The following is a 23,923-nucleotide window of genomic DNA, read 5'->3' as shown; positions in this document are numbered from 1 at the left end:
GTGTCAGTCAACATCTACATATCTGTCACACCGCCTTCGCGAGCAGGCTCGCTCCCACATTTAGATCGGTGTTGCGTCCGTCAACTTTCAGGTGGCGAACAGATAGGCTTCCACATCCATCCCCGCATCACGCATTTGCGCCAGCTTGTAGCGCAAGGTACGCGGGCTGATGCCAAGCTTTTCCGCCGCTTCCTTGCGCCGGCCACGCTCCGTGCGCAAGGTATCGATGATCATCTGGAACTCGCGCCGGCGCAGGTCGTCGCCCAGCGCCCCGGCGGATTCAGCCTCGACCTCCACGGCGCGTACCGGCGTGGTCGTCGGCATCGAAACTGGCAGAGGCGCGCAGGCGACCGGTCCGGTCAGGCAGAAGTCCTGAGGCTGGATCAAACCACCTTGTTGCAGGATCAGTGCGCGCTGAATCGCGTTATCCAGTTCGCGCACATTCCCAGGCCAGGGGTAACCGATCAGGCACGCCTGAGCTTCGGGCGACAATCGCGCCGCGGCATGCTTCATTTTATTGACGTGCTTGGCCAGCAGGCGCTCGGCCAGCGGCAGGATGTCGGCGGTACGCTCGCGCAGCGGACGCCACGCCAGCGGAAACACAGACAGGCGATAGTAAAGGTCTTCACGGAAGCGCCCCGCCGCCACTTCTGCGGCCAGGTCACGGTTGGTGGTTGCAACCACGCGAATGTCCAGGGTGATCGGCTTGCGCGCGCCAACCCGCTCGACCTCGCGCTCCTGCAGCACACGCAGTAATTTGGCTTGCAGACCCAGGGGCATTTCGGAAATTTCATCGAGCAGGATGGTCCCGCCATCGGCTTGCTCGAACTTGCCCGCTTGCGCTGCAATAGCACCGGTGAACGAACCTTTCTCGTGACCAAACAGCGTGGCTTCCAGCATGTTGTCCGGGATCGCCGCACAGTTGATCGCAATGAACGGCTGGCCGGCACGATGGGAGTGCTGGTGAATGTAGCGCGCCAGCACCTCCTTGCCCGTCCCGGACTCGCCGGAGATCAACACCGTGGAATCACTGCGCGCCACGCGCGCGGCCAGCTCCAGCAGTTGCGCACTGGCCGGCTCGAAGGCGACCGGCCCTTCGCTGTCGGTGGTACCGAGACTGCCCAGGGCATGTCGCGCGACCAGATCGAGCAAGGCCTTGGGCTCGAACGGCTTGACCAGATAATCCGCCGCGCCCTGACGCATCGCATCCACCGCTCGCTCCACGGCACCGTGAGCGGTCATCAGCAACACCGGCAGTTGCGGCTGACGTGTGCGCAGCAGGCCAAGCAGCTGATGACCATCCATGCCCGGCATGTTGACGTCGCTGACCACCAGGCTGAACGCCTCGGCGTCGACGGCAGCCAAGGCCTCTTCTGCCGACCCCACGGCCTTGTAATCATGGCCGGCGAGCAACAGCGTATCGGCCAGTGCTTCGCGTAATGCACGGTCATCCTCGACCAGTAGAACCTTGATACTCATAACCTTCACTCCGCTCCCTGAGCGCTGGTTTTTTCAGCAGAAAAAAGCGGCAGAATCACCTGCGCACAGGTACCGCGACCCAGGCGCGAGCGCAATTGCAATTCGCCCTGATGGGCACGGGCCACAGCCTTGACCACGGTCAGGCCCAGGCCGGTTCCGGTTGCCTTGGTGGTGAAAAACGGCTCGCCGAGGCGCTCCAGCACGGCGCGGTCGATACCGCTGCCGCTGTCGCTGACGCACACGCGCAATTGGCTGTCGCGGCTATACAGATGGACCTTCAGGCGCACGTCACCGGCGCTGGCTTGTATGGCGTTTTCGATGAGATTGAGCAGCGCCCCGACCAGGGTGTCGCGACTGCACAGCAGTTCACCGGCATGACTGTCGCATTGCCAGCGAATCGGCATGTCCTGCACATGAGTCAGTGCGGCTGCCTGCAATGATTGCAAAAGCTGCTTGGGGGTTACGCGGTCGGTCAAAGGCAATTCGCCGCGGGCGAACACCAGCATGTCACGTACCTGATGCTCCAGCTCATGCAAGCGCTCCTTGAGGCGCCCGGCGAAACGCTGCTGGGTCTCGACCGGCAATTGCTGCTCGGTCAAATGACTGGCATAGAGCAACGCGGCGGACAAGGGGGTGCGAATCTGATGGGCCAGCGACGCCACCATGCGACCCAGGGAAGACAGACGCTCGTGACGGGCCAGTTGATCCTGCAGGTGCCGGGTTTCAGTCAGGTCATTGAGCAACACCAGTTGACCGGGTTCGGCATCCAGCGAGCGCGTGGCGATCGACAGGCGTCGACCGTCCTTGAGGGAGACTTCATGACCGTCGTCTTCACGAGGGGCAAAACAGCGCGTAATGACGTGACGCCACAATTCGCCTTCGAGCGGCAGGCCGAGCAGCTCGCAAGCCGCCGGATTGGCTTCGCGCACGATGCCTTGGGCGTCGATGACGATGACGCCACCGGGCAACAGGTCGAGAAGGTTTTGCAGACGATTGGCCAGGCGCTCTTTTTCCGCCAGTTCCTGCATGCGCTGTGCACTCACCACCGCCAGCTCGCCCTTGAGCTCGGTAACCCGGGCTTCGAGCATGCTGTAGGAACTGGTCAACTGGCTGGACATCTGGTTGAACAGGGCGAAAGCCTGCTCGAGGCCAAGCCGGCTTGCCTGCTCTACGGACGACGGTTGCCCCAGGGTTTCTGGAGCAGGAGACATCTGGGCGGCTTGGGGCATCGTGCACTCTCGCTTGGCTGACCGTCAGTGAAACGGAACGTTGCGAGGGGTGTAGCAATACCCGTGCCTAAAAAAAACCGCTTATAAATGAAGAACTTGAAAAACAGGCGTCAATCATCCGCCTGTTCATCTCCATCACGACGGCTCATGCCGTACTTGCGCATTTTCTCCACCAGCGTGGTGCGGCGGATGCGCAACCGTTCGGCTGCGCGCGCGACGATGCCGTTGGCATCATCCAGCGCCTGCTGGATCAACCCCTGCTCCAGGCCACCGAGGTAGTCCTTCAGGTCCAGGCCTTCCGGCGGCAGCATGGCGTTGGCAGTGAAGTCCGGCGTGTGACCATTGATGGCCACGCGCTCTTCAAGATCGCTGCGCAGGCTGTCGACCATTTGCTCGTCTTCGTCGTCGACGTAGCGGAATTTCTTCGGCAGTTCGACCACGCCGATCACCCCGTACGGGTGCATGATCGCCATGCGCTCCACCAGGTTCGCCAGCTCGCGGACGTTACCGGGCCAGCCGTGACGGCACAGGGACATGATGGCCGCGGAGTTGAAGCGGATCGAACCACGTTTCTCGTGCTCCATGCGCGAGATCAGCTCGTTCATCAGCAACGGAATGTCCTCGACACGCTCGCGCAGCGGCGCCATCTCGATCGGGAACACGTTCAAGCGGTAGTACAGGTCTTCGCGGAAGGTGCCGATCTCGATCATGCTTTCGAGATTCTTGTGCGTCGCTGCAATGATGCGCACATCGACACTCTGGGTCTTGTTGCTGCCCACGCGCTCGAAGGTGCGTTCCTGCAACACGCGCAGCAGCTTGACCTGCATCGGCAGTGGCATGTCACCGATTTCATCGAGGAACAGCGTGCCGCCATTGGCCAGTTCGAAACGCCCGGCGCGACTGGTGATCGCCCCGGTAAAGGCGCCCTTCTCGTGACCGAACAATTCGCTTTCCAGCAGCTCGGCCGGGATCGCCCCACAGTTCACGGGTACGAACGGCGCTTCACGGCGCTTGGAATGGTAATGCAGGTTACGCGCAACCACTTCCTTGCCAGTCCCCGACTCACCGAGGATCAGCACGCTGGCGTCGGTGTCGGCGACCTGCTGCATCATCTGGCGGACGTGCTGGATCGCCCGGCTGGTGCCGACGAGGCTGCGGAAAAGATTGGGTTCGCGATGACGACCGCGCTCGCGGGCCTGGTCGTACATTTCGCGGTAGACCTGGGCACGGTGCAGCGAATCGAGCAATTTGCTGTAGCTGGGCGGCATTTCGAGCGTGGAAAGCACCCGGCGACGCTGGTCCTCCGGCAGGTCAATGGAAGAATTATCGCCCATTAACAAAACCGGAAGGAACTCATCCCATGTCGAGAGTGTCTTTAGCAAGCCCAGAAGCGCACCAGGAGCATTGACCGTCCCGATCAGGACACAGATTACTTCTCGACTAGACGATAAAGAGCCGACAGCCTGCTGCCAGTCGTGGCTACCGCAGGGTAAATTTTCTTCGCCGAGAAAATTTAAAATCACCGCCAGGTCGCGGCGGCGGACGCTATCGTCATCTATCAGCAGAATTTTGGTTTCACGCCACATGCAATAGCAACTTCCCTAGTCAACTCAATGCCCAAAATGCTGGGGCAAGCTAAACGCTTGCAGGCACGGTCATGCCTGAAGACGACTGAAATCTGGAACAGCCACTAGTTAAGTCAAAAAACCGTGCACAGTCAAATTTATGGCGCACTATGTTTGGATTAACTGGCGTCAATTAACCAAACAGATGGTAAACCTTTGCCGCGTTTTGCGCTTGGTTGATCTGCGACATCTCGTCGACTATCGCCTGACGCTCGCCCATGGTCGCGGTCAACAGCTCTTTATAGACGGCCAGCAGCCCTTCCAGATTAGTCCGCAGCGCTTCTTCATCGATCGGTGCCTCACTGAGCACCTCGTCGACGCATTCGCGACAGGTCGTATCCAGCTCACCGATGGCATCCCAGTTGCGCGCCGCCAGGGCGTCGACCAGGGCCTCGCGGGTTTCTTCTATGCGTCGCAGTGCTTGACTCATGATGTCATCCTCGGCCATCAGGCCTGTGGGCTGGCTATTGCATCCCAACCGCTTTTCAGGGTCTCGAGCAGACCCGATACTTCGTCGATGATTTCGACCTTGTTGTCGCGATTGGCTTCCATCAGACGCGTCATCATATAGGCGTACAAATTGTCGAGCTGCTGCAGCGAAGCCGGATCGTCGGTCTTTTCCGGGTTCAAACCGTCGCGCAGGCCGATGATGATGTCCACGGCCTTGCCCATCATCAACCCCTTGAGTGCGATATCGCCCCGCTCCATGGCGCCCTTGGCCTGGGCCATGCGATCCAGCCCGCCCTCCATCAGCAGTTGCACCAGGCGATGGGGGTTGGCTTCAGAGATCTGGGCATGGGAATTGACCTTCTGATATTGGCGAAGGGCTCTCATGGGGTTCATGTTTCTACCTCGTGACAGACAACAGCTGGAATTAGGAGTGCTCTGATCTTTATGTCGACTGGTCGACACATAACTTTAACGCAGACCCGCCACACATGAAAAAACCCAGGCACTGTCATGACAGACTGCCTGGGTTTTTTTACGCCTGATCCGAATCAGTCGGACTTCGGATTGTTCAACGCATTGAGCGTGGTCATGATGCTGTCGCTCTGCGCCCGCAGCTTGGCCACCAGGGAGTCCATGGCGGTGTACTTGGCGGTCAGGCTCGCTTGCAGGCTGACCATCCGCGCATCGAGGGAGTCCTGCTGCTTTTTCAGGTCGTTCAGGCTATCGGTCAGGCTGGCCGAGCGCGCAGCAAACACGCCGGTCTTGCTCAGGGCAAAGCTGTCCGTGGCTTTTTTCATGCGCGCCAGCAAGCCGGTATCACCGCTGAAAATGCCATTGATGTCGGCGGCATTGGTCTGCGCTGCGGCGTCGAACAACTTGTCGTCGATCGACAGCAACCCGGTCTTCTGGTCGGTCTTGACGCCGAATTGAGCAAGCGACTTCATCTGACCGGTTCCACCCATCGCGTTCAGCTCGGTGCGCACCGCCGACAGCAGGGAACGCAGCGAGGCATCCCCAGTGAGGGCACCCGACGTCACCGTACCATTGGCATTGGTGGTCACCTGGGTCTCGGTGTTGGCCGCTTTGATCAGGGCGTTGTACGTATCGACAAAGCCCTTTACCGACGACTTCAGTGTCGAACTGTTCGCAGAAACGGTAATGGTTGCCGGCGTTGCCGCACCACCACCAGACGGCACGGGAGAAACCCCTGTCAGCTTGACGGTAATGCCGCTGACCGCATCAGCAATGGTGTTGGACTTGGATTCCATCACCACGCCATCGAGGGTGTACTTGGCATTCTGTGGCGTAGCGAGGACCGAGGTGCCGGTTTCCAGGCTGGAGCTACCGGACAGGGTCAGATCCGAACCGACGCCGGTGGTGGTCGAGGTCAGCACCATCCGAGAACCATTGGCATCGGTCAGGATGTTGGCACTCAACCCCTTATTGGCATACTGAGAGTTGATCGAGTCCCGCACCTGCTGCAAGGTCGCCCCCGCAGGAACGCTGACGTCAAAGGTGTCGGAGCCCTGCTTGATGGTCAGCGTGCTGGGTACGGAACCCGCGTTGACCACCGAAGAAGCGCCACCGGCAAAGACCTTGGTCGAGATTTTCGACGCGGTCGCCAACTGGGTGACCAGCAACGAAAAACTGCCTGCAGCCGCGCCGGCTCCAGTGGTCACGGTGGCGACTTTTTCGTCAGAGGACGAGCCGCTCAGGCCACTGAAACTGGAGGCTGTCTTCATGTTATCCAGCGCACCACGGAAGGCATCCAGCGCCGCCTGGATTTTGCCGATAGACGACAGCGAGGTGGTTGCTTTCAGCGTCTGGTTGTTGATCTGCGTCTGTTTCGGCGCCCTTTCGGAATCGACCAAAGACTTCACGATCGACTGGGTATCGATGTTCGAACCAATACCGCTAACCGTTGTACCCGCCATCATCTCTCTCCTTATCCAGTGGCTGCCGACTTCTTGACTAAGTGCGTCTTAATCGGTGACAGCAACAAAATTCATGCCAGTTCAGACTTTGTCGTCAAACAACAAACTACTGGCGTCCGACAGGCTTTGCGCCAGTTTCAACGCGGTTTCCGAAGGGATCTGGCGAATCACGTCACCGGTATCGGTGGCAATGACCTTGACCACGACCCGGCCGGTGGAATCATCAATCGAAAAATCCAGATTGCGCTGCGCAGCCTGGACAAACTCCTGAATATCGGTGACCGCTTTTTCCAGGTCGTCGCGCTTGGGCTCGGATTTCGAGACCGATACGACTTCGGCCCTGGACTGCTCCTGCTTGTCAGTGACATTCGGCGTCGCGCCCTGAGGGGCAACGGCGGGATAGGACTGGTTCAACTTGACGCTCATGTCCATGCCTGATCTCCTCATCATGAAAAAGACAAAAGGGCGCGTAAACGCGCCCTTCCGTCAGTCATCAAAGCGCAGGATTAACCCAGCAGCTTCAGTACAGCCGATGGCAGCTGGTTGGCCTGGGACAGGATCGCGGTGGAAGCCTGTTGTAGGGTTTGTTGCTTGGTCAGCTGAGCAGTTTCGGCCGCGAAGTCAACGTCCTGGATCACGCCACGAGCAGCAGTGGAGTTGTCCGAGATGCTGCGCAGATTCGACACGGTGCTGTCGAAACGGTTTTGTACCGCACCGAGGTCAGCACGCTGGGAGTCGATGTTGGCAATGGCCTGGGTGATCACGTCAACAGCGTTTTGCGCGTTGGTAGCAGTGGTCACATCAGTGTTGCTGACAACGGTTTTGGCCGAGCTGACGGTAGTACCGGCAGCCACGAACAGACCGGTAGCACCAGCGCCGTTCAGCGAGTAGCTGTTGGTGGAGTTCAGGGAAACAGCACCCGTCACTTGCAGAGCAGCGGCGGTAGCGGCAACACCGGCACCGAAGTTACCAGCACCATCTTTTGCAGCAACAGTGATACCAGCCTGTGCACTGGCGTCAGCGCCGGCGAAGATGATGTTCTCACCGGTGTCGGATTTGATTTCCAGGTTGTTGGTAGTGGCGTTGAAGTTAACGCTGATGCCCAGTTTGGCAGCGTTGGACTTCAGTTGGTCAGCCAGACCAGCGGTGTCGGTTACACCAACCAGGTTGACCGCAGTACCCGAACCTACCTGGATGGAGAAGTTCGCGGTGCCTGGAGCAGCACCGGTGATGGCTGCGGTGTTGACGCCGAATTTCACTTCAGTGCTGGCAGTAGCCGACAGGCCGCCGATAGCGCCGTTCATCTGAGCAGCGGTAGCTTTGGCCGACTGACCGGTAACGGTAGTGATAGTAGCGGTTTGGCCGCCACCGGTGATTGCGATTGCACCACCAGTCACACCGGCTGCGCTTGGCGCGATGGCCACGGATTTCAGCTGCTGGGAACCGATGTTGTTAGCCGATACGTCGCCCAGAGTCATGTTGATGGTCTGGTTGGCGTTGGCGCCGACTTGGAAAGCGGTAGTACCGAAAGAACCGTCCAGCAGGTTACGACCACCGAAAGTAGTGGTGGTAGCGATACGGGTCAGCTCGGAAGTCAGAGCTGCGTATTCAGCGTTGTTCGACTTACGGTCTTCAGCGCTTGGCGAGCCGTTCGCGGAAGCCAGAGCCAGGGTACGCATTTTCTGCAGGATGTTGGTGGATTCTTGCATCGCGCCTTCAGCAGTTTGCGCGATGGAGATACCGTCACCGGCGTTCTTGATGGCAGTCTGCAGGCCGTTGATCTGGCTGGTCAGACGGTTGGAAATTTGCAGGCCGGCCGCATCGTCTTTAGCGCTGTTGATACGCAGGCCGGAAGACAGACGTTGCATCGAAGTTTGCAGGGCGTCGGACGAGCGGGTCAGGTTCTTCTGAACGCTCAAAGATGCAATGTTAGTGTTTACAGTTAAAGCCATGACGAAATCCTCGTTGGATGGATACTGCGGCTTCCGGCCCTGACATCCGTCGGGTGTGGCCTAGAGAACCTACGTAATAGTTATCGTCGTGGTACTGGTTTGCTTGAGGGCTTTTTTTGAATTTTTTAGTGGCAGGGTGCCAGCCCTTTGTTTTCAAGGCCTTGGAGCCAGAAAATCGGCGCCAGAAAACGAAAAACGCCCGGAAGCTTGCGTTTCCGGGCGTTTTTTATTGCAAGGATTCGATCAGCCGCGATAAAGAATCGCCGATCCCCAAGACAGGCCTACACCGAAGCCACTGATGGCCACACGTGTCCACTTCGAATCGAACACATGGTTCTGCAACAGCAGCGGGATACTCGACGAGACCGTGTTACCGGTTTCGAGCATGTCCTTGACGAACTTCTCCGGCTCACCTTCTTCGAAGCGGCGCGCCACGGCATCGACAATGGCCGCGCTGCCCTGGTGAATGCAGAAGGCGTCGATATCGCTGGCCTGCAAGTGCGATTCGTCCAGCAGCTCATGCAAATGCGCCGGGACTTTGAGCAAGGCAAAGTTGAACACCTGGCGGCCGTTCATGAAGAACACCCCGTCGGTGACCTTCAGGTGCGGCGCGCCGGAACCGTCGGTGCCGAACTTCGATTTGCCCAGTTGCCAGATCGGGTCTTCACCCATCCAGGTTGCGGTCGCGGCATCGCCGAACAGCATGGTGGTGTTGCGGTCTTCCGGGTCGACGATCTTCGAATAAGGATCGGCGGTGATCAGCAGGCCGTTTTTCAGCCCCGCCGCTTCCATGAAGCCTTTGATCGCGTAGATGCCGTAGACATAACCGGAGCAGCCCAGGGAAATATCGAAAGCGGCGACATGGGTCGGCAGACCCAGCTTGTCCTGAACGATTGCGGCGGTGTGCGGCAAACCTTCTTCATCACCGTTCTGGGTGACGACGATCAGGCAGTCGATGGCTTCACGCTTGAGTTCGGGACTGGCGGCGAACAGCGCATTGGCTGCTTCGACACACAGGTCGGAAGTTTCCTGATCGGCATCCATGCGCGGCAAAAATGCCGAACCGATCTTGCCAAGGATGAAGGTTTCGTCCTTGTCGAACTTTGCACCCTGGGCGTAGTTATCAACCCCGGCTGTCGGCACGTAACTCGCTATATTTTTTATGCCAATCATTATGGCTTCCCAATAATAAACAGCTGAACATCGCCGCTCGCTGAATCGAGGGCGTCTACAGTCGGGGCCAGGCCCCCAGAAGAAGCAACGTCGGGACTCAAGGTATCACCTTGAACAACCCTCCCACCTTCACCGCCCGCAGACAGGATACAGTGAAGATGCGCGTTTTGACTGACGGGTCACTCAGAGATCGGTGCTTTATTTGATTTTGTGGCCAGGATCGCCCCCCGCCCTGCTTCACTTCATTCAAAAAAAAGGCAAAAAAAAGCCAGCCCCCTATTACAGGGACTGGCCGCGAGCGGTCAAGACCGACTCAAAGCTTGTTGAACAGGCTCAACTGGGAAACCTTGGCGAACGCCAGTTGCGCGGCCTGCAGCATGGTCTGCTGCAGTGTCAGGCGCGTCAGCACTTCCGCCGGGTCGATATCCCTGATACCACTCGATGTCGATTCGTTGATCAAGCCGGTACTCGTATTCTGATCTCGCTGCATGTCCATCACATTGCCCCGGGCACCGATCGCACCACGCGCCAGGTCGACCTGGTTCTTGGAGTTGTTCAGGTTGGCAATGGACGAAGCGACCGTGTCTTCCAGAAAACGTTGGGCAGCGGGATTGCCCTGGGTCGGCGCGTCGAGCGCCGTACGCAGCTGGCTGATGGTGTCGAGCACGTTCTGGGTCTGGTGGGTGTTGACCGCGATGTCGAACTGATCACCTGCCGCCGGAGTCGGGGGCGTGCCACCGAGGGTAAAGCTGACACCCGCCGCTGTCGCCACGCCAGCCACCACGGTCCCGGTGGTTACCGGCGTGCTGCCGCTGGTCAATGGACGGGCGTAGAGTTCGAAAGTACCGGGACCGGTGAACTTCAGAACCGCTCCGCCTTCGGGGAAAAAGCTCTGGTAGTCGGCGGCGTTGGTCACCGCCGTCTGGCTGATGATCGCCGTCGAGGTGTTGCTCGGGGCGCGGTTGCTGACGAAGCTGTCGGGCTTGGCCGTGAGCTGGAAGCTGTGACCGGCGATCACCGCGTCGGCACTGGCGGAGTCAGCTGGGTTGTCGCCCGGCTGGAAGGTGATATCCAGCTTGAACGTCACGCCACGGAAGTTGATATCGGAACCGCCCTTGGCATTCGGGTCGAACTTGCCAGACTGCGTCGATTCAGCCGTCACGTCATTGCCCAGCGCATCAGTGATCACATACTGGGTGCTGCTGGTGAACGACAGGGTGTAAGGCTGGCCCTGGCGGAAGCTCGCATCAAAGGCCGGACCGGAGTTGACCAGCCCGGGCGACAAGGCCACACGCCCGTCATCCACCGCCGGCGCAGTCATGGTGGTCGAACTGCGGGCCGCGTTGATCGCCTGCTGGAACACCTCCCAACCGGTATCGTTCAAGCCCAGCGACATCGAGTCACCGATCTTCAACTCCAGTTGGGTCTGGTCACCCTGATAACTGTAGGTGCCGTCGCTGTTGCGCACAAAAGGCTGGGTGTTGTTACTGGCACCGGAGAAGATGTACTTGCCGTTGGCGTCCTTGCTGTTCATCAAGGTCAGCAATTGTTCTTCGGATTGCTTGAGCTCCGCCGCAATGGATTTACGGTCATCGTCGTTCAACGAACCGCCACCGGCGCGCACTGCCAACTCGCTGACTTTCTGCAGCACGTTGTTGATGCTGTCCAGCACGCTTTCTTCCTGCGCCTGAGCCGTGTTCAACGCGTTGATGTTGCTGGTGTACTGGCCCAGCATGGCTTTTTGCTGTTCCAGTTGCAGCAGCCGTGCGGCTCCGACCGGATCATCCGCGGCCGTCGTGAGCTTAAGGTTGCTGCTGGCCTGCTCGGCGGTCTTCATCACATTGTTGAGGTTGCGAGAATAGTTGGCAGCCGTGGTCGCGTAATACTGTGCTGTAGAAATGCGCATGTTCTACGGCTCCTTAAAGGGCATTGATCAGAGTGCTGAAAATTTCCTGCGCAGTCTTGATGATCTGCGAAGAGGCCGTGTAGTACTGCTGGTACTTGGTCAGGTTGCCCGCCTCTTCATCGAGGTCGACACCCGACAGCGAGTCACGGGCGTTTCGTGCACCGGTCATGATGGTGTCCGTGGCCGTGGCATCCAGCTGCCCCTGTCTGGTCAAGGAACCCACGGTCGTGACCAGGCCACCGTACGCGTCGGTAAAACTCACGCCCGGGCTGGTGGCACTGGCGCCGACCGTGGCCTTCGATTGCAGCCCGAGCAGTGCCTGGGCGTTGCGGTTGTCGGTACTGCTGGCCGACGTCATGCCGATGTTGAAGCTGTCTCCCGCCGCCGGGCTGCCGCTGACAGTCATCGCCACGTTGAAGGTCTTGGCGTTGCCGCCGGCATCGGTGTAAGGCACCGCAATATTCAGATCGTTGTTCTGGCCAGGCACGATGCTGCCGGTGCCAAGACTGGTGCCTTTGGCATCGAATACTTCATAGGCAGTGGCACTGGTCATCAGCATCCGGACCGGCATCGCAGCCTTGACTGCCGTTTGCACTTCAAGACGCTGGACCGGATCGTAGATATCCAGAAGGGTGCTGAGGGTCGGCTGACTGACAGCACCGGTGCCGTCATTGCCCGAGGCCTTGGTCGAGGTCAACGGCGCCGCCGTGGCCAGGGTCTTGGTATCGGTCATGACCGTGGCCATGTCCGCGGCAGAACTGCGGGTCGGGGTGATCTTGAACGTGTCGCCGGCGGCGACCGGACCGGCGTTCAGGCTCAAAGTGAAACCGTCGATGACCGGTTCCGGCGTCGCGCCCAGGGTGAAACTGCCCATGTCGGTGTTATCCGACAGGCGACGCACGCTGTAGCCCGTGGCGCTGGTGAAGGTCACCTGATAATCGCTGGCCGCCAGCTTGCTGGTGTCCTTGATGGTCACGTTCAGGTTGCCGGACGCCGGGTTGTTGTTGGCGCTGGCAATACTGCGCTGGCTGATGGCGGCCAGGCTGTTGATGTTATTAAACAGTGCCGCGCCGAAATTGCCGTTCTGGTCCAGGCCCTGGCCCAACTGTTTGTTGACCTGATCGGCCACGACCATGGCGATGCGCCCCAGGCCATTGACCGCCGGTGTCAGCACTTCATTGCGATAACGTATCAAGCCGCCCATCTCGCCGCCGCTCATCACGCTGGTGATGTCGACCGACGAACCGTTGCGATCCATGATGATCGAGGAACGGGTCGGGTCGGTGGCGTCCGGGGCCACGCGCAATTTATTGACGACATCGCCGACCACCAGCGGCTGGCCACTGCCCAGATAGATATCGAGCCGGCCTTCGGTTTCGGTGACCTGCGTGCCGATCAGCTCGTTGAGCTGGCGCACGGTTTCGTTGCGCTGGTCCAGCAGCTCGTTGGGCGTACCGCCCGAACCGCTGACTTCGGCGATTTTCTTGTTGTACGCAGCAACGGTGGACGCCAGTTTGTTGACCTGGTCGGCCATCGAACCCAACTGATCGTTGATGTAGGTGTTTTGCTGCGTCAATTGCTGGGAGATGGCATTGAAGCGGCTGCTCAAGCCCTGGGCATTGGTCAGCAACGCCTGACGCGCGGCATTGTCATTGGAGTTGCCGGCCAGGGTTTGCAAGGACGTGAAAAACGCCTGCAATGACTTGGTCACGCCGGTGCCGCTGTCCGACAGCAGTTTGTCGACCTGGGTGGCCTGGCCAAGATAGGCCTGCGCGTCACTGTTGAGCGAAGTCGTGGTCTGCAACTGCGCATCGAGGTAGCTGTTGTACACCCGACGCACATCGGCCAGCGTGGTGCCGGTGCCGATGAACACATTGCCGTACTGAATAGAACTTTTGCTGTTCTGCACAGTTTGCTGGCGCGAGTACCCGACGGTATCGACGTTGGAAATGTTATTACCGGTAGTCACCAACGATGCGTGGCTAGCGGCCAAACCCGACATTCCGATGTTGAGTAAACTCATGGTTCAGACCTTATACCTTGTGTCTATAGAGGCGTCGTGGAAGCGCCCGCCGCGGCGTAGTTCTGGTAGCTCGTCATTTGCCGGGCTATCTGCGAAATCTTGCTTGCGTAGTTCGGGTCGGTTGCGTAACCGGCCTTTTGCAGCTCACGTACAAACTGTTCCGGGTTATCGGCCGACTTCACGACATCTTGATAGCGATTGTTGGATTGCAACAACGTCACGAGGTCGTGGAAGCTGTCTTTGTAAGAGGCGTAGGAACGGAACTCGGCCGTCTCCTTGACCATCTCGCCATTCCTGAACTCGCTGGTGATCGCCCGCGCCGAATCGCCCTTCCAGCTGCTGCCTGTCTTGATGCCGAACAGGTTGTGACTGCTGCTGCCATCCTGGGCGCGCATGACCGATTTGCCCCAACCGGTTTCCAGTGCGGCCTGAGCCACCAGGTAACGCGGATCGACGCCGATGCGGTCGGCGGCTTCCTTGGCCATCGGCAGCATGGTGTTGACGAATGCGTCGGCGGAGCTGAAAGCTTTCTTCGCCGGCGCCAAAGGAATCTGGGCAATGGCGCGTCCATGAATCTGCAGGCCGCCGTTGGCAGAGGCTTGTGCATTCGCCAGCCAGTCGCCGTTGAACAGCGGACCCGCACCGGTAGGCGTGGCGCGCTCTGGCAATTGAGTTTTGCTGGCTGTCGCGACAGTCGCGGCGGCAGTCGTCGTGGCGGAAGGCACCAGGCCTGCCAGCAAGCGATCGGCCAGTTTCGGCGGCAAAGCCAGGCGACGCTGATTGATCAGTGCCATGTCATTGCGATGCGCGCCCTCGCCGCTCGGCGCACTGACCGAACGCGAAGCCCACAACGGACGTTCGCCATTGACCCGCGACAACGGCCCGTTGATCGCCACCGTACCGGCGGCCACCGGCGTTTGCGCGGCGGCCTTGGCGGCCTCTTGCTTGGCGGCGGACAGCGTTGCCGCTTCGCCCGGCGCCAGCGGTTTGTTCTTCGACATCTGGCGCATCAGCACGTCCGCCAACCCGATACCACCGCCTTCACGGGACATGGAAACGGCCAACTGCTGGTCGTACATTTCCTGGTACTGCTTGGCCTCCGCGGTGTTCATCGGATTGTCCTTGCCCAGCGCTTCGGTGGCCGAGCGCATGGACTTGAGCATCTCGCCGAGGAACAGCGATTCGAATTCCTGTGCGACCTTGCGCATGTTTTCGTCGCTGTTCTTGTCGCCGACCTTGAGCTGATTCAGGCGGTTCAGGTCGGAAAAGGCGCCCGAATCGCTACTGCTCACACGACCGCTCTTGTACATGTCCATGGTCGCCGTCCTCAGATCACGATCAGGTCGGCTTGCAAGGCGCCGGCCTGTTTCAAGGCTTCAAGGATGGCCATCAAGTCACCCGGCGCCGCGCCGACCTGGTTCACCGCACGGACGATTTCGTCGAGGGTGGTGCCCGGGCCGAACTTGAACATCGGCTTGGCTTCCTGCTGGGCGTTGACCCGCGAGCGCGGCACGACCGCCGTCTGACCATTGGACAACGGGCCGGGCTGGCTGACGATCGGGTCTTCGGTGATGGTCACGGTCAGGCTGCCGTGGGTGACAGCGGCCGGGGAAACCTTGACGTTCTGCCCGATCACGATGGTGCCGGTACGGGAGTTGATGATGACTTTCGCCACCGCCTGGCCTGGATCGATCTCGAGGTTTTCGAGGATCGACAGGTAGTCGACACGCTGGCTCGGGTCCAGTGGCGCGGTGACGCGAATCGAACCGCCGTCGATGGCCTGGGCCACGCCAGGGCCGAGCATGTCGTTGATCTTGTCGACGATGCGCTTGGCCGTGGTGAAGTCGGAACGGTTGAGGTTCAGGGTCAGGCTGTTGCCCTGGTTGAAACCGCTCGGCACCGCCCGCTCGACCGACGCACCGCCAGGGATGCGACCGGCCGACGGGACGTTGACAGTGATCTTCGAACCGTCGCGGCCTTCGGCATCGAAACCGCCGACCACCAGGTTGCCCTGAGCCACGGCGTAGACGTTGCCATCGATACCCTTGAGCGGCGTCAACAACAACGTACCGCCGCGCAGGCTCTTGGAGTTACCGATGGACGAAACGGTAATGTCGACCTGCTGCCCCGGCTTGGCGAACGGCGGCAGATCGGCACTGATCGACACCGCGGCGACGTTCTTCAACTGCACGTTGCCCGAACCCGGCGGCACCTTGATGCCGAACTGCGAGAGCATGTTGTTGAAGGTCTGCAGGGTGAATGGCGTCTGGGTCGTCTGGTCGCCGGTGCCGTTAAGCCCGACCACCAGGCCGTAACCGATCAATTGGTTGGAGCGCACGCCGGAAATGCTGGCGATGTCCTTCAGGCGCTCGGCTTGAACGTTGAAGGCTGCCGACATCATCAGGGCAGCAACGATGAGACTTCTGAAGTTCAACATGCTCAACTGGAAAGCCACCTAGAAAGGGAACAGCGGGCTGAGGAAGAAACGGTCGAACCAGCCTGGCTGACTCGCATCGGCAAACGAACCGGTGCCCGAATAGGTGATGCGTGCATCGGCGACGCGGGTCGACGACACGGTGTTGTCGGTGGCGATGTCATCGGCGCGAACCAGGCCGGCAATCCGTACCAGCTCATCACCGGTATTGAGCGTCAGCCACTTCTCGCCGCGCACGGCAATGATGCCGTTGGGCAAGACATCGGCGACGGTCACGGTGATCGAACCGGTCAGGCTGTTGCCCTGCCCGGCCTTGCTGTCACCCTTGGTCGCGCGGTCGCCTTCATAACTGGCACTCAGGCTCAGGTCGTTGCTACCGAACGGGTTGTTGGTGGTGGCGCTGCTACCGAACAGCGAGGTCAGGCCGATGCCGGTCTTGCTGGTCTTGTCGATTTGCGAGTTGGCGTTTTTGCTGGCCTGGGTCTTCTCGTTCAGGGTGATGGTGATGATGTCACCGACCCGGAACGCCTTGCGGTCTGTGTAAAGATTCTGTTCGAACCCGGCCTGATAGATCGAGCCGTTGTTCGCCGCAGCCGGCAGCGGCGTGCGCGGCAACACCGGGGCGTAGTAAGGGTCATTGGGCTTGGGCGTCACAGGTACGCAGCCTGCGAGCGCGGTGATCCCACTCAGTGCCAGAACAGAGACGAAGCGTTTCATGACCCTACCTCACGGTGTTGCAGGCGACCTCATGGCCGCCTCATAGACTTGATTACAGATTCTGCGTTACGAACGAGAGCATCTGGTCGGCGGTGGAGATCACCTTGGAGTTCATCTCGTACGCGCGCTGAGTGGTGATCATGTTGACCATCTCCTCAACGGTACTGACGTTGGAGGTTTCCAGGGTGTTCTGCAGCGTGGTACCGAAACCCGCCAGGCCCGGTGTGCCGACTTGTGGCGCACCACTGGCAGCGGTTTCCAGGAACAGGTTGTTACCCACCGCTTGCAAGCCGGCCGGGTTGATGAAGTCGGCGGTTTGCAGGTTGCCGATCACCTGGGAAGCCGGGTTGCCGGCCACGGTGATGGACACGGTGCCGTCTTTACCCACGGTGAAGGTCTGGGCGTCGTTCGGAATGACAATCGCCGGCTCCAGGGCGAAGCCGCTGGCGTTGACGATCTGGCCGTTGGAGTCCAGGTGGAACGTACCGTCGCGGGTGTAGGACGTGGTGCCGTCCGGTTGCAGGATCTGGAAGAAACCGCGACCGTCGATGGCCATGTCCAGCGGCTGCTCGGTGGTTTGCAGGCTACCGGCGTTGAAGTTTTTCTGGGTGCCGACGATGCGCACACCGGTACCCAGTTGCAGACCCGACGGCAGTTCGCTGTCCTGGGTCGACTGGGCGCCTGGCTGACGCTTGATCTGGTAGAGCAGGTCCTGGAACTCGGCGCGGTCACGTTTGAAACCCGTGGTCGACACGTTGGCCAGGTTGTTGGAAATGGTGGTCAGGTTGGTGTCCTGGGCGGACAGACCGGTTTTGGCAACCCATAGAGCCGGAAGCATTCGATTCTCCTCGTGCGCCTGTTTTACGGCGCGACGTTCTGATAATTAGCTGATCTGCAAGACCCGAGCCATGGCCTGGTCGTCTTCTTTGGCGGTGTTCATCATCTTGATGTGCAGCTCGAACTGCTTGGACAAGGCCAGCACCGAGGTCATCTCGTCCACGGCATTGACGTTGCTCGACTCAAGGAAACCCGACACCAGTTTGACGTTGGCATCGGCTTGCGCAGGCGCGCCGTCCTTGGTGTGGATCGAACCGTCCAGGCCCTTGGTCATGTTCTTGATGTCCGGGTTGACCAGCTTGATGCGGTCGACTTCCGCCATGACGCGGGGACCTTCGCCCATCGCACGAATGCTGATGGTGCCGTCCTCGCCCACTTCGATCTGCTGCTCGGGCGGCACGGCAATCGGACCGCCATTGCCGATCACCGGCATGCCATTGCCGGCGCGCAAAACCCCCAGGGCGTCAACCACCAGGCTGCCGGTGCGCACGTAGCTTTCACCGCCGTCAGGGTTCTGCACCGCCAGCCAGCCGTTGCCTTGCACGGCGACATCGAGGTCGCGGCCGGTTTCCACCAAGGCGCCCGGAGAGAAGTCGGTGGCCGGGCGTTCGGACATCGCAAAGGCACGCGCCGGAAAGCTGTCACCGAACACCGGCATCGAACGCGCCTGCTCCAGGTCTTTCTGGAAGCCGTTGGTAGAGATGTTCGCCAGGTTGTTGGCATGAGCCTTTTGCGCCAGTGCATTCTGGCTGGCGCCGGTCATTGCCACATAAAGGTACTTGTCCACAATCTATCCTCTGCCTGCCGGACGTTTGCCGCCCACTGCTGTACTGATGAGCCATAAGCAATTTGCAGACCAACTTGTTTTTTGCAGCGCGAGGCCCGGCAAACAAAGGACTTGAGGGAATTTGAGGGGATCAGGAGGAATGTGTCAGAGACGAAAAACCGGCGGTGGCATGCCGGAAGGTGGCAAGGCTTGGCCTTGGGCAGTGGCCAACTCCGCCTTCGCGAGCAGGCTCGCTCTCACAGGGTTATCGATTCAAATGTGGGAGCGAGCCTGCTCGCGAAGAGGCCATCTCAGGCGAAACAACTATCGGTTATGACTCGGTCTTACCGACCTCATACTCGCGCAACTTGTTGGCGATGGTGGTATGGGAAACCCCCAGCCGCTTACCCAATTGCCGACTGCTCGGATGCTCGGAATACAACCGCTCCAGCACCGCTTTCTCAAAGCGCCCGACAATCTCGTCCAGCCCGCCTTCCAGGGAAAAATCACCCAGCGGCTGACGCACGCCATAGTCCGGCAACCGAATGTGCTCAGCCTTGACCGTTCCGCCGTCGCACAGGGAAACCGCCTGGAACAGCACGTTTTCCAACTGCCGGACATTGCCCGGCCAATGGTAATGAATAAGCCGATCCATGGCCGCCGGGGCCAGTTTGGGCAAGGGGCAACCGATCTGTCGGCTGGCCTGGTCGAGGAAGTGTTCCACCAGCGGCGGTAAACCGTCGAGGCATTCACGCAGCGGCGGGATGTGCAGCGACAACACGTTCAACCGGTGATACAGGTCCTGACGAAACTCACCGCGGGCGCACAACTCGGACAGATCGACCTGGGTCGCGCAGATCACCCGCACATCGAGATAAACCTCTTCATCGCTGCCGACACGCCGGAAGCAGCCATCCTGCAGGAAGCGCAGCAATTTCACCTGCAAGCGAGGACTCATTTCTCCGACACCGTCGAGAAACAGCGTACCGCCCGCCGTCAGTTCCAGCAGCCCGAGCTTGCCTTCGGCCCGCGCCCCTTCGAAGGCACCGGGGCCGTAGCCGAACAGTTCGGTCTCGGCCATGGATTCCGGCAGGCCGGCGCAGTTGAGCGCCATCAACGGCGATTGCCCGCGCGGGCTGGCCAAATGGCAGGCGCGCGCCAACAACTCTTTGCCGGTCCCGGTTTCCCCTTCTATTAATAGTGGCGCGTCGAGCGGGGCCATGCGCCGGGCTTCCCGCACCACCGCCGCCATCACTTTCGAGCTCTGAAAGATGCTGTCGAAACCGCGCAACTCCTGCTTGCGCACGTTGTAGATGCGCTCCCCAACCCGGTCGGCGCGATGCAGCGTCAGCACGGCACCGGCCATGGCTTCGCTGTCGTCATGTTCCGATTGCAGCGGCGCGATGTCGGCCAGAAACACGTCACCCTTGACCTTGACCCGCAGTCCGTTGATCCGTGATTTATTGGCGCGCACCAGTTCCGGCAAATCAAAGTCTTCGGCATACCGCGACAACGGAATCCCCGGCACTTCATCGACGCGCACACCCAGCAGCTGCGCCGCCGCCCGGTTGGCGGCAACGATGGAACCGCCCATGTCGATCGACAGCACCGGAAACTCCAGGGCCCCCAGCAACGCATTGAGTTCCATGTGCCGACGCTCGCTGGGCATCAGACCTACACGCTTGACACCGAAGACTCCGGCAATCGCCTCGAATTTCGGACGCAATGCCTGGAATTGAATGTTGATCAGGTTCGGACAGTGCAGGTAGATCGCATTGCCGTGCTCACCGCCCACCTCACCGCGGGCGACGTTGATGCCGTATTCCACCAACAGATTGAGAATGTCGCGCAGGATGCCGATGCGGTTCTGGCAGTGGACTTTGATACGCATATAAATAGACCTGGTAGACGATGATTGACCTGTGGGAGCCAGCCTGCTGGCGATGGCGTCGCATCAGGTGAAGTTGATGTCGAATGACATACCGCTATCGCCAGCAGGCTGGCTCCCACAGGGTTAGTGCCCGACTTTTCTGATTCGGCGCTCAGATAGTCGTCAAGATTATGTGACAGTCAAACGGCTTTTCCCACCCGTCAATCGCAATACCTGCGCGACAGCCAGCGATACGTAACGAAAACTTTACGATTAACGCCGGGATTTCCCGCGTGTGTCGCCTCTCTCCGGCTGCAAAACCGCAATTCATGGAGTATTTCTAGGTCCATAGCAGTACATAACAAGAACGAATCCCCTCGCAGGAGAGCAGCATGAAGCAGACGCAATACGTGGCTCGCGAGCCCGATGCGCAAGGTTTTATCGACTACACCGCCGAAGAGCATGCGGTGTGGAACACGCTGATCACTCGTCAACTGAAAGTGGTCGAAGGGCGTGCGTGCCAGGAATACCTGGACGGTATCGAAAAACTCGGTCTGCCCCACGACCGCATTCCGCAACTGGGCGAGATCAATAAGGTTCTCGGTGAAACCACCGGTTGGCAGGTCGCCCGCGTTCCCGCGCTGATCCCTTTCCAGACCTTTTTTGAATTGCTCGCCAGCAAGCAGTTTCCAGTGGCCACGTTCATTCGCACCCGCGAAGAACTGGATTACCTGCAAGAGCCGGACATTTTCCATGAGATCTTTGGCCACTGCCCGCTGCTGACCAACCCTTGGTTCGCCGAATTTACCCACACTTACGGCAAACTTGGCCTGCAGGCTTCCAAGGAAGAACGTGTGTACCTGGCGCGTCTGTACTGGATGACCATCGAGTTCGGCCTGCTCGACACCCCGCAAGGCCAGCGCATCTACGGTGGCGGCATCCTGTCTTCGCCGAAAGAAACCGTGTACTGCCTGTCGGACGAACCTGAGCATCAAGCGTTCGATCCGCTGGAATGCATGCGCACCCCATACCGCATCGACATTCTGCAACCCCTGTATTTCGTCTTGCCGAACCTCAAGCGCCTGTTCGACCTGGCCCACGAAGACATCATGGGCATGGTCAAGCAAGCCATGCAGATGGGTCTGCACGCGCCGAAATTTCCGCCAAAACCAAAAGCCGCCTGAACCGCTGCTTTTACGATCAAGTGAGTCTGTCAGAACGCCACACTTTGCTTTAGCGTGGTCACACTGACAGCTGATTTCCATTTATTCGATTTCAGGAATCCATCATGTCCACATTGAACCAAGCCCACTGCGAAGCCTGCCGCGCCGATGCCCCACAAGTCAGCGACGAAGAACTGCCGATCCTGATCAAGCAGATCCCGGACTGGAACATCGAAGTACGCGACAGCATCATGCAGCTGGAAAAAATCTTCCTGTTCAAAAACTTCAAACACGCCCTGGCGTTCACCAACGCTGTCGGCGAAATCTCCGAGGCCGAAGGTCATCACCCGGGTCTGTTGACCGAGTGGGGCAAAGTCACCGTGACCTGGTGGAGCCACTCGATCAAGGGCCTGCACCGCAACGACTTCATCATGGCCGCGCGCACTGACGAAGTGGCCAAGGACGCCGAGGGCCGCAAGTAATGCATTTCGACACCATCGGCCGGGTGCCCGGCGACCCGATCCTCGGCCTGATGGAGGCCTATGCGCAAGACCCGAACCCGCGCAAGTTCGACCTTGGCGTGGGTGTCTACAAGGACGCCCAAGGCCTGACGCCAATTCCGCAATCGGTGAAACTGGCTGAGACGCGACTGGTGGATCGTCAGACCACCAAGACCTACATTGGCGGTCACGGTGAGCCGGCGTTCGGCAAAGCCATCAGTGAGTTGGTGCTCGGCGCCGACTCAAGGCTGATCAGCGAAAAACGCGCCGGCGCCACCCAGACACCGGGTGGCACCGGTGCGTTGCGCTTGAGTGCGGACTTTATCGCCCAATGCCTGCCGGGCCGTGGTGTGTGGCTGAGCAATCCGACCTGGCCGATCCACGAAACCATTTTCGCCACGGCCGGGGTCAAGGTCAGTCACTACCCGTACGTGGGCAGCGACAACCGTCTCGACGTCGAGGCGATGCTCGCCGTGCTCAATGAAGCGCCCAAGGGCGATGTGGTGTTGCTGCATGCCTGCTGCCACAACCCGACCGGTTTCGATCTGTCCCATGACGACTGGCGTCGGGTGCTGGAGGTGGTGCGTCGGCGTGAACTGCTGCCGCTGATCGACTTCGCCTACCAGGGCTTTGGCGATGGCCTGGAACAGGACGCCTGGTCGACCCGGCTGTTCGCCGCCGAGTTGCCGGAAGTGCTGATTACCAGTTCCTGCTCGAAAAACTTCGGCCTGTACCGCGACCGCACCGGTGCGCTGATTGTCTGCGCGAAAACCGCAGACAAGCTGGTGGACATTCGCAGCCAACTGGCCAACATCGCCCGCAACCTGTGGTCGACACCGCCGGATCATGGTGCCGCCGTGGTGGCGACCATCCTCGGCGATCCGGAATTGAAACAACTCTGGGCCGACGAAGTGGAAGCCATGCGCTTGCGGATTGCCCAACTGCGCAGCGGTCTGGTGGAGGCACTGGAGCCGCATGGTTTGCGTGAGCGCTTTGCGCACATTGGTGTACAACGCGGGATGTTTTCCTACACCGGGTTGACGCCTGATCAGGTCAAACAGCTGCGCGATCATCACAGCGTTTACATGGTCGGCACAGGTCGGGCGAACGTGGCCGGGATTGATGCGACGCGCCTGGATCTGCTGGCCGAAGCCATCGCCAAGGTCTGCAAATAACCTACAGAACTTTGTAGCCCCCTGTGGGAGCGAGCCTGCTCGCGAAAGCGGTGTGTCAGTCAACATACACCTCGACTGTCACGCCTCCTTCGCGAGCAGGCTCGCTCCCACAGTTGTTTTTGTGCCACTACTCCTTACCTGTCTAGACAACCCCATTCGTCGAAACAAATGGATATAAAAGTCTGTTTGTCATTTCTCGTGCTGTATCCTGCGCAGGCTTTTTCAAAAGCGCGGATCTACCAGATCTATCAACAGACTTAGCGAGGAGCGCGACTATGCACGAGATTCCTAATCTCCCCTTCCCAAGCCTGCACGAACCTGAGCAGACGACCACGCAACAAGCCGGTGCCCAACAGCCCGAGCCGAAAGAAGCCACTGGCAGCCGCCAGGCTGACAGCGAAGACTGAAACACCCGCCGTACAGACCGTGTGGAAAGCGCTAACATGCGCTTTCCACACTGCCTGAACCGTGAGCCCAGCCCCATGACCGATGAATTCAGCGAAACTTTCAATGAACAGCAGGTGGCCAGCGTTCTGATCGGCACCGCCGAGAAAATGATCGAGATCTGGAATCGCCTCTCCCCCGAGAAACAAGCCGCTTTGCTCGCCCGTTTCGGCAGCGAGGAAAATGCGTTGGCCGCTTTGGTCACCACGCAACTGGTGGCGCCTGCCAAGCCCTGACGGCCCCGCC

At 59.7% G+C, this 23,923-nt stretch carries 22 protein-coding genes; 5 read left to right on the top strand and 17 right to left on the bottom strand.

The features are described 5' to 3' along the window. Positions 1 to 87 precede the first annotated feature (87 nt). The 17 genes from fleR to ACW9HW_RS05220 all read right to left on the bottom strand — a co-directional run bounded on the left by fleR (position 88) and on the right by ACW9HW_RS05220 (position 20,416). Positions 88 to 1,479, bottom strand: coding sequence for a sigma-54-dependent response regulator transcription factor FleR (gene fleR / locus ACW9HW_RS05300; protein WP_095195725.1), 1,392 nt, complete (start codon positions 1,477 to 1,479; stop codon positions 88 to 90). 5 nt (positions 1,480 to 1,484) lie between these two features. Then, positions 1,485 to 2,690, bottom strand: a complete 1,206-nt coding sequence (locus ACW9HW_RS05295; RefSeq protein ID WP_218274052.1) for a sensor histidine kinase — start codon at positions 2,688 to 2,690, stop codon at positions 1,485 to 1,487. A 128-nt stretch (positions 2,691 to 2,818) separates the two neighbouring features. Further along, positions 2,819 to 4,294 (bottom strand): sigma-54 dependent transcriptional regulator, encoded by a 1,476-nt coding sequence (locus ACW9HW_RS05290; RefSeq protein WP_077045767.1) that lies wholly within the window; start codon positions 4,292 to 4,294, stop codon positions 2,819 to 2,821. A gap of 172 nt (positions 4,295 to 4,466) precedes the next feature. Next, positions 4,467 to 4,763: a flagellar protein FliT gene (fliT, locus tag ACW9HW_RS05285; RefSeq protein ID WP_095195815.1), complete on the bottom strand. Its 297-nt coding sequence runs from the start codon at positions 4,761 to 4,763 to the stop codon at positions 4,467 to 4,469. A gap of 17 nt (positions 4,764 to 4,780) precedes the next feature. After that, positions 4,781 to 5,176, bottom strand: coding sequence for a flagellar export chaperone FliS (fliS, locus tag ACW9HW_RS05280; RefSeq protein WP_095195727.1), 396 nt, complete (start codon positions 5,174 to 5,176; stop codon positions 4,781 to 4,783). Between the two features lie 155 nt (positions 5,177 to 5,331). Beyond that, complete coding sequence (gene fliD / locus ACW9HW_RS05275; RefSeq protein ID WP_457398797.1) at positions 5,332 to 6,717, bottom strand: flagellar filament capping protein FliD; 1,386 nt, start codon at positions 6,715 to 6,717, stop codon at positions 5,332 to 5,334. An 81-nt stretch (positions 6,718 to 6,798) separates the two neighbouring features. Continuing rightward, positions 6,799 to 7,149: a flagellar protein FlaG gene (locus ACW9HW_RS05270; RefSeq protein ID WP_095195729.1), complete on the bottom strand. Its 351-nt coding sequence runs from the start codon at positions 7,147 to 7,149 to the stop codon at positions 6,799 to 6,801. A gap of 74 nt (positions 7,150 to 7,223) precedes the next feature. Then, on the bottom strand, positions 7,224 to 8,669 hold the full coding sequence (locus tag ACW9HW_RS05265) for a flagellin N-terminal helical domain-containing protein (RefSeq protein ID WP_095195730.1): 1,446 nt from the start codon (positions 8,667 to 8,669) through the stop codon (positions 7,224 to 7,226). Between the two features lie 243 nt (positions 8,670 to 8,912). Next, complete coding sequence (locus ACW9HW_RS05260; RefSeq protein WP_095195731.1) at positions 8,913 to 9,842, bottom strand: ketoacyl-ACP synthase III; 930 nt, start codon at positions 9,840 to 9,842, stop codon at positions 8,913 to 8,915. A gap of 313 nt (positions 9,843 to 10,155) precedes the next feature. Next, positions 10,156 to 11,748 carry a flagellar hook-associated protein 3 gene (locus ACW9HW_RS05255; RefSeq protein ID WP_095195732.1) on the bottom strand — a complete coding sequence of 531 codons (1,593 nt, stop codon included), beginning with the start codon at positions 11,746 to 11,748 and terminating at the stop codon, positions 10,156 to 10,158. Between the two features lie 13 nt (positions 11,749 to 11,761). Continuing rightward, entirely contained in the window at positions 11,762 to 13,771 is a 2,010-nt protein-coding gene (flgK, locus tag ACW9HW_RS05250; protein ID WP_095195733.1) for a flagellar hook-associated protein FlgK, read from the bottom strand. 23 nt (positions 13,772 to 13,794) lie between these two features. Then, positions 13,795 to 15,087 (bottom strand): flagellar assembly peptidoglycan hydrolase FlgJ, encoded by a 1,293-nt coding sequence (gene flgJ, locus ACW9HW_RS05245; protein ID WP_457398794.1) that lies wholly within the window; start codon positions 15,085 to 15,087, stop codon positions 13,795 to 13,797. Positions 15,088 to 15,098: 11 nt separating this feature from the next. After that, positions 15,099 to 16,208, bottom strand: a complete 1,110-nt coding sequence (locus ACW9HW_RS05240) for a flagellar basal body P-ring protein FlgI (protein ID WP_095195735.1) — start codon at positions 16,206 to 16,208, stop codon at positions 15,099 to 15,101. An 18-nt stretch (positions 16,209 to 16,226) separates the two neighbouring features. Further along, positions 16,227 to 16,922 carry a flagellar basal body L-ring protein FlgH gene (gene flgH, locus ACW9HW_RS05235; protein WP_095195736.1) on the bottom strand — a complete coding sequence of 232 codons (696 nt, stop codon included), beginning with the start codon at positions 16,920 to 16,922 and terminating at the stop codon, positions 16,227 to 16,229. Positions 16,923 to 16,974: 52 nt separating this feature from the next. Beyond that, positions 16,975 to 17,760 (bottom strand): flagellar basal-body rod protein FlgG, encoded by a 786-nt coding sequence (gene flgG / locus ACW9HW_RS05230; protein WP_008055493.1) that lies wholly within the window; start codon positions 17,758 to 17,760, stop codon positions 16,975 to 16,977. A gap of 45 nt (positions 17,761 to 17,805) precedes the next feature. After that, the gene (locus tag ACW9HW_RS05225) at positions 17,806 to 18,546 is read right to left on the bottom strand and encodes a flagellar basal body rod protein FlgF (RefSeq protein ID WP_095195737.1); all 741 of its coding nucleotides are present in this window, start codon (positions 18,544 to 18,546) and stop codon (positions 17,806 to 17,808) included. Positions 18,547 to 18,856: 310 nt separating this feature from the next. Then, positions 18,857 to 20,416, bottom strand: coding sequence for a sigma-54-dependent transcriptional regulator (locus tag ACW9HW_RS05220; RefSeq protein WP_457398791.1), 1,560 nt, complete (start codon positions 20,414 to 20,416; stop codon positions 18,857 to 18,859). A 371-nt stretch (positions 20,417 to 20,787) separates the two neighbouring features. Between ACW9HW_RS05220 and phhA the strand changes: the two genes are divergently transcribed. The 5 genes from phhA (at position 20,788) to ACW9HW_RS05195 (ending at position 23,913) form a co-directional block, all read left to right on the top strand. Next, the gene (gene phhA, locus ACW9HW_RS05215) at positions 20,788 to 21,579 is read left to right on the top strand and encodes a phenylalanine 4-monooxygenase (RefSeq protein WP_095195739.1); all 792 of its coding nucleotides are present in this window, start codon (positions 20,788 to 20,790) and stop codon (positions 21,577 to 21,579) included. Between the two features lie 104 nt (positions 21,580 to 21,683). Further along, entirely contained in the window at positions 21,684 to 22,040 is a 357-nt protein-coding gene (locus ACW9HW_RS05210; protein WP_095195740.1) for a 4a-hydroxytetrahydrobiopterin dehydratase, read from the top strand. Further along, positions 22,040 to 23,233 (top strand): amino acid aminotransferase, encoded by a 1,194-nt coding sequence (locus ACW9HW_RS05205; RefSeq protein WP_095195741.1) that lies wholly within the window; start codon positions 22,040 to 22,042, stop codon positions 23,231 to 23,233. Before ACW9HW_RS05210 ends, ACW9HW_RS05205 begins: the two co-directional genes overlap by 1 nt. A 275-nt stretch (positions 23,234 to 23,508) precedes the next feature. After that, entirely contained in the window at positions 23,509 to 23,640 is a 132-nt protein-coding gene (locus ACW9HW_RS05200; RefSeq protein WP_256590294.1) for a hypothetical protein, read from the top strand. A gap of 36 nt (positions 23,641 to 23,676) precedes the next feature. Continuing rightward, positions 23,677 to 23,913 carry a hypothetical protein gene (locus tag ACW9HW_RS05195; RefSeq protein WP_457398788.1) on the top strand — a complete coding sequence of 79 codons (237 nt, stop codon included), beginning with the start codon at positions 23,677 to 23,679 and terminating at the stop codon, positions 23,911 to 23,913. Positions 23,914 to 23,923: the final 10 nt, after the last annotated feature.

It is taken from the genome of Pseudomonas sp. SDO5532_S415 (assembly GCF_054071155.1).
Note: the sequence above shows the minus strand (reverse complement) of the source record. Positions and strands in the feature narration are given on the sequence as shown.

Excerpts from the sequence above, each read along its gene's own strand:
- fleR (WP_095195725.1), bottom strand. The coding sequence starts at position 1,479 with ATGAGTATCAAGGTTCTACTGGTCGAGGATGACCGTGCATTACGCGAA.
- ACW9HW_RS05295 (WP_218274052.1), bottom strand. The coding sequence starts at position 2,690 with ATGTCTCCTGCTCCAGAAACCCTGGGGCAACCGTCGTCCGTAGAGCAG.
- ACW9HW_RS05290 (WP_077045767.1), bottom strand. The coding sequence starts at position 4,294 with ATGTGGCGTGAAACCAAAATTCTGCTGATAGATGACGATAGCGTCCGC.
- fliT (WP_095195815.1), bottom strand. The coding sequence starts at position 4,763 with ATGAGTCAAGCACTGCGACGCATAGAAGAAACCCGCGAGGCCCTGGTC.
- fliS (WP_095195727.1), bottom strand. The coding sequence starts at position 5,176 with ATGAACCCCATGAGAGCCCTTCGCCAATATCAGAAGGTCAATTCCCAT.
- fliD (WP_457398797.1), bottom strand. The coding sequence starts at position 6,717 with ATGGCGGGTACAACGGTTAGCGGTATTGGTTCGAACATCGATACCCAG.
- ACW9HW_RS05270 (WP_095195729.1), bottom strand. The coding sequence starts at position 7,149 with ATGGACATGAGCGTCAAGTTGAACCAGTCCTATCCCGCCGTTGCCCCT.
- ACW9HW_RS05265 (WP_095195730.1), bottom strand. The coding sequence starts at position 8,669 with ATGGCTTTAACTGTAAACACTAACATTGCATCTTTGAGCGTTCAGAAG.
- ACW9HW_RS05260 (WP_095195731.1), bottom strand. The coding sequence starts at position 9,842 with ATGATTGGCATAAAAAATATAGCGAGTTACGTGCCGACAGCCGGGGTT.
- ACW9HW_RS05255 (WP_095195732.1), bottom strand. The coding sequence starts at position 11,748 with ATGCGCATTTCTACAGCACAGTATTACGCGACCACGGCTGCCAACTAT.
- flgK (WP_095195733.1), bottom strand. The coding sequence starts at position 13,771 with ATGAGTTTACTCAACATCGGAATGTCGGGTTTGGCCGCTAGCCACGCA.
- flgJ (WP_457398794.1), bottom strand. The coding sequence starts at position 15,087 with ATGGACATGTACAAGAGCGGTCGTGTGAGCAGTAGCGATTCGGGCGCC.
- ACW9HW_RS05240 (WP_095195735.1), bottom strand. The coding sequence starts at position 16,208 with ATGTTGAACTTCAGAAGTCTCATCGTTGCTGCCCTGATGATGTCGGCA.
- flgH (WP_095195736.1), bottom strand. The coding sequence starts at position 16,922 with ATGAAACGCTTCGTCTCTGTTCTGGCACTGAGTGGGATCACCGCGCTC.
- flgG (WP_008055493.1), bottom strand. The coding sequence starts at position 17,760 with ATGCTTCCGGCTCTATGGGTTGCCAAAACCGGTCTGTCCGCCCAGGAC.
- ACW9HW_RS05220 (WP_457398791.1), bottom strand. The coding sequence starts at position 20,416 with ATGCGTATCAAAGTCCACTGCCAGAACCGCATCGGCATCCTGCGCGAC.
- phhA (WP_095195739.1), top strand. The coding sequence starts at position 20,788 with ATGAAGCAGACGCAATACGTGGCTCGCGAGCCCGATGCGCAAGGTTTT.
- ACW9HW_RS05210 (WP_095195740.1), top strand. The coding sequence starts at position 21,684 with ATGTCCACATTGAACCAAGCCCACTGCGAAGCCTGCCGCGCCGATGCC.
- ACW9HW_RS05205 (WP_095195741.1), top strand. The coding sequence starts at position 22,040 with ATGCATTTCGACACCATCGGCCGGGTGCCCGGCGACCCGATCCTCGGC.
- ACW9HW_RS05200 (WP_256590294.1), top strand. The coding sequence starts at position 23,509 with ATGCACGAGATTCCTAATCTCCCCTTCCCAAGCCTGCACGAACCTGAG.
- ACW9HW_RS05195 (WP_457398788.1), top strand. The coding sequence starts at position 23,677 with ATGCGCTTTCCACACTGCCTGAACCGTGAGCCCAGCCCCATGACCGAT.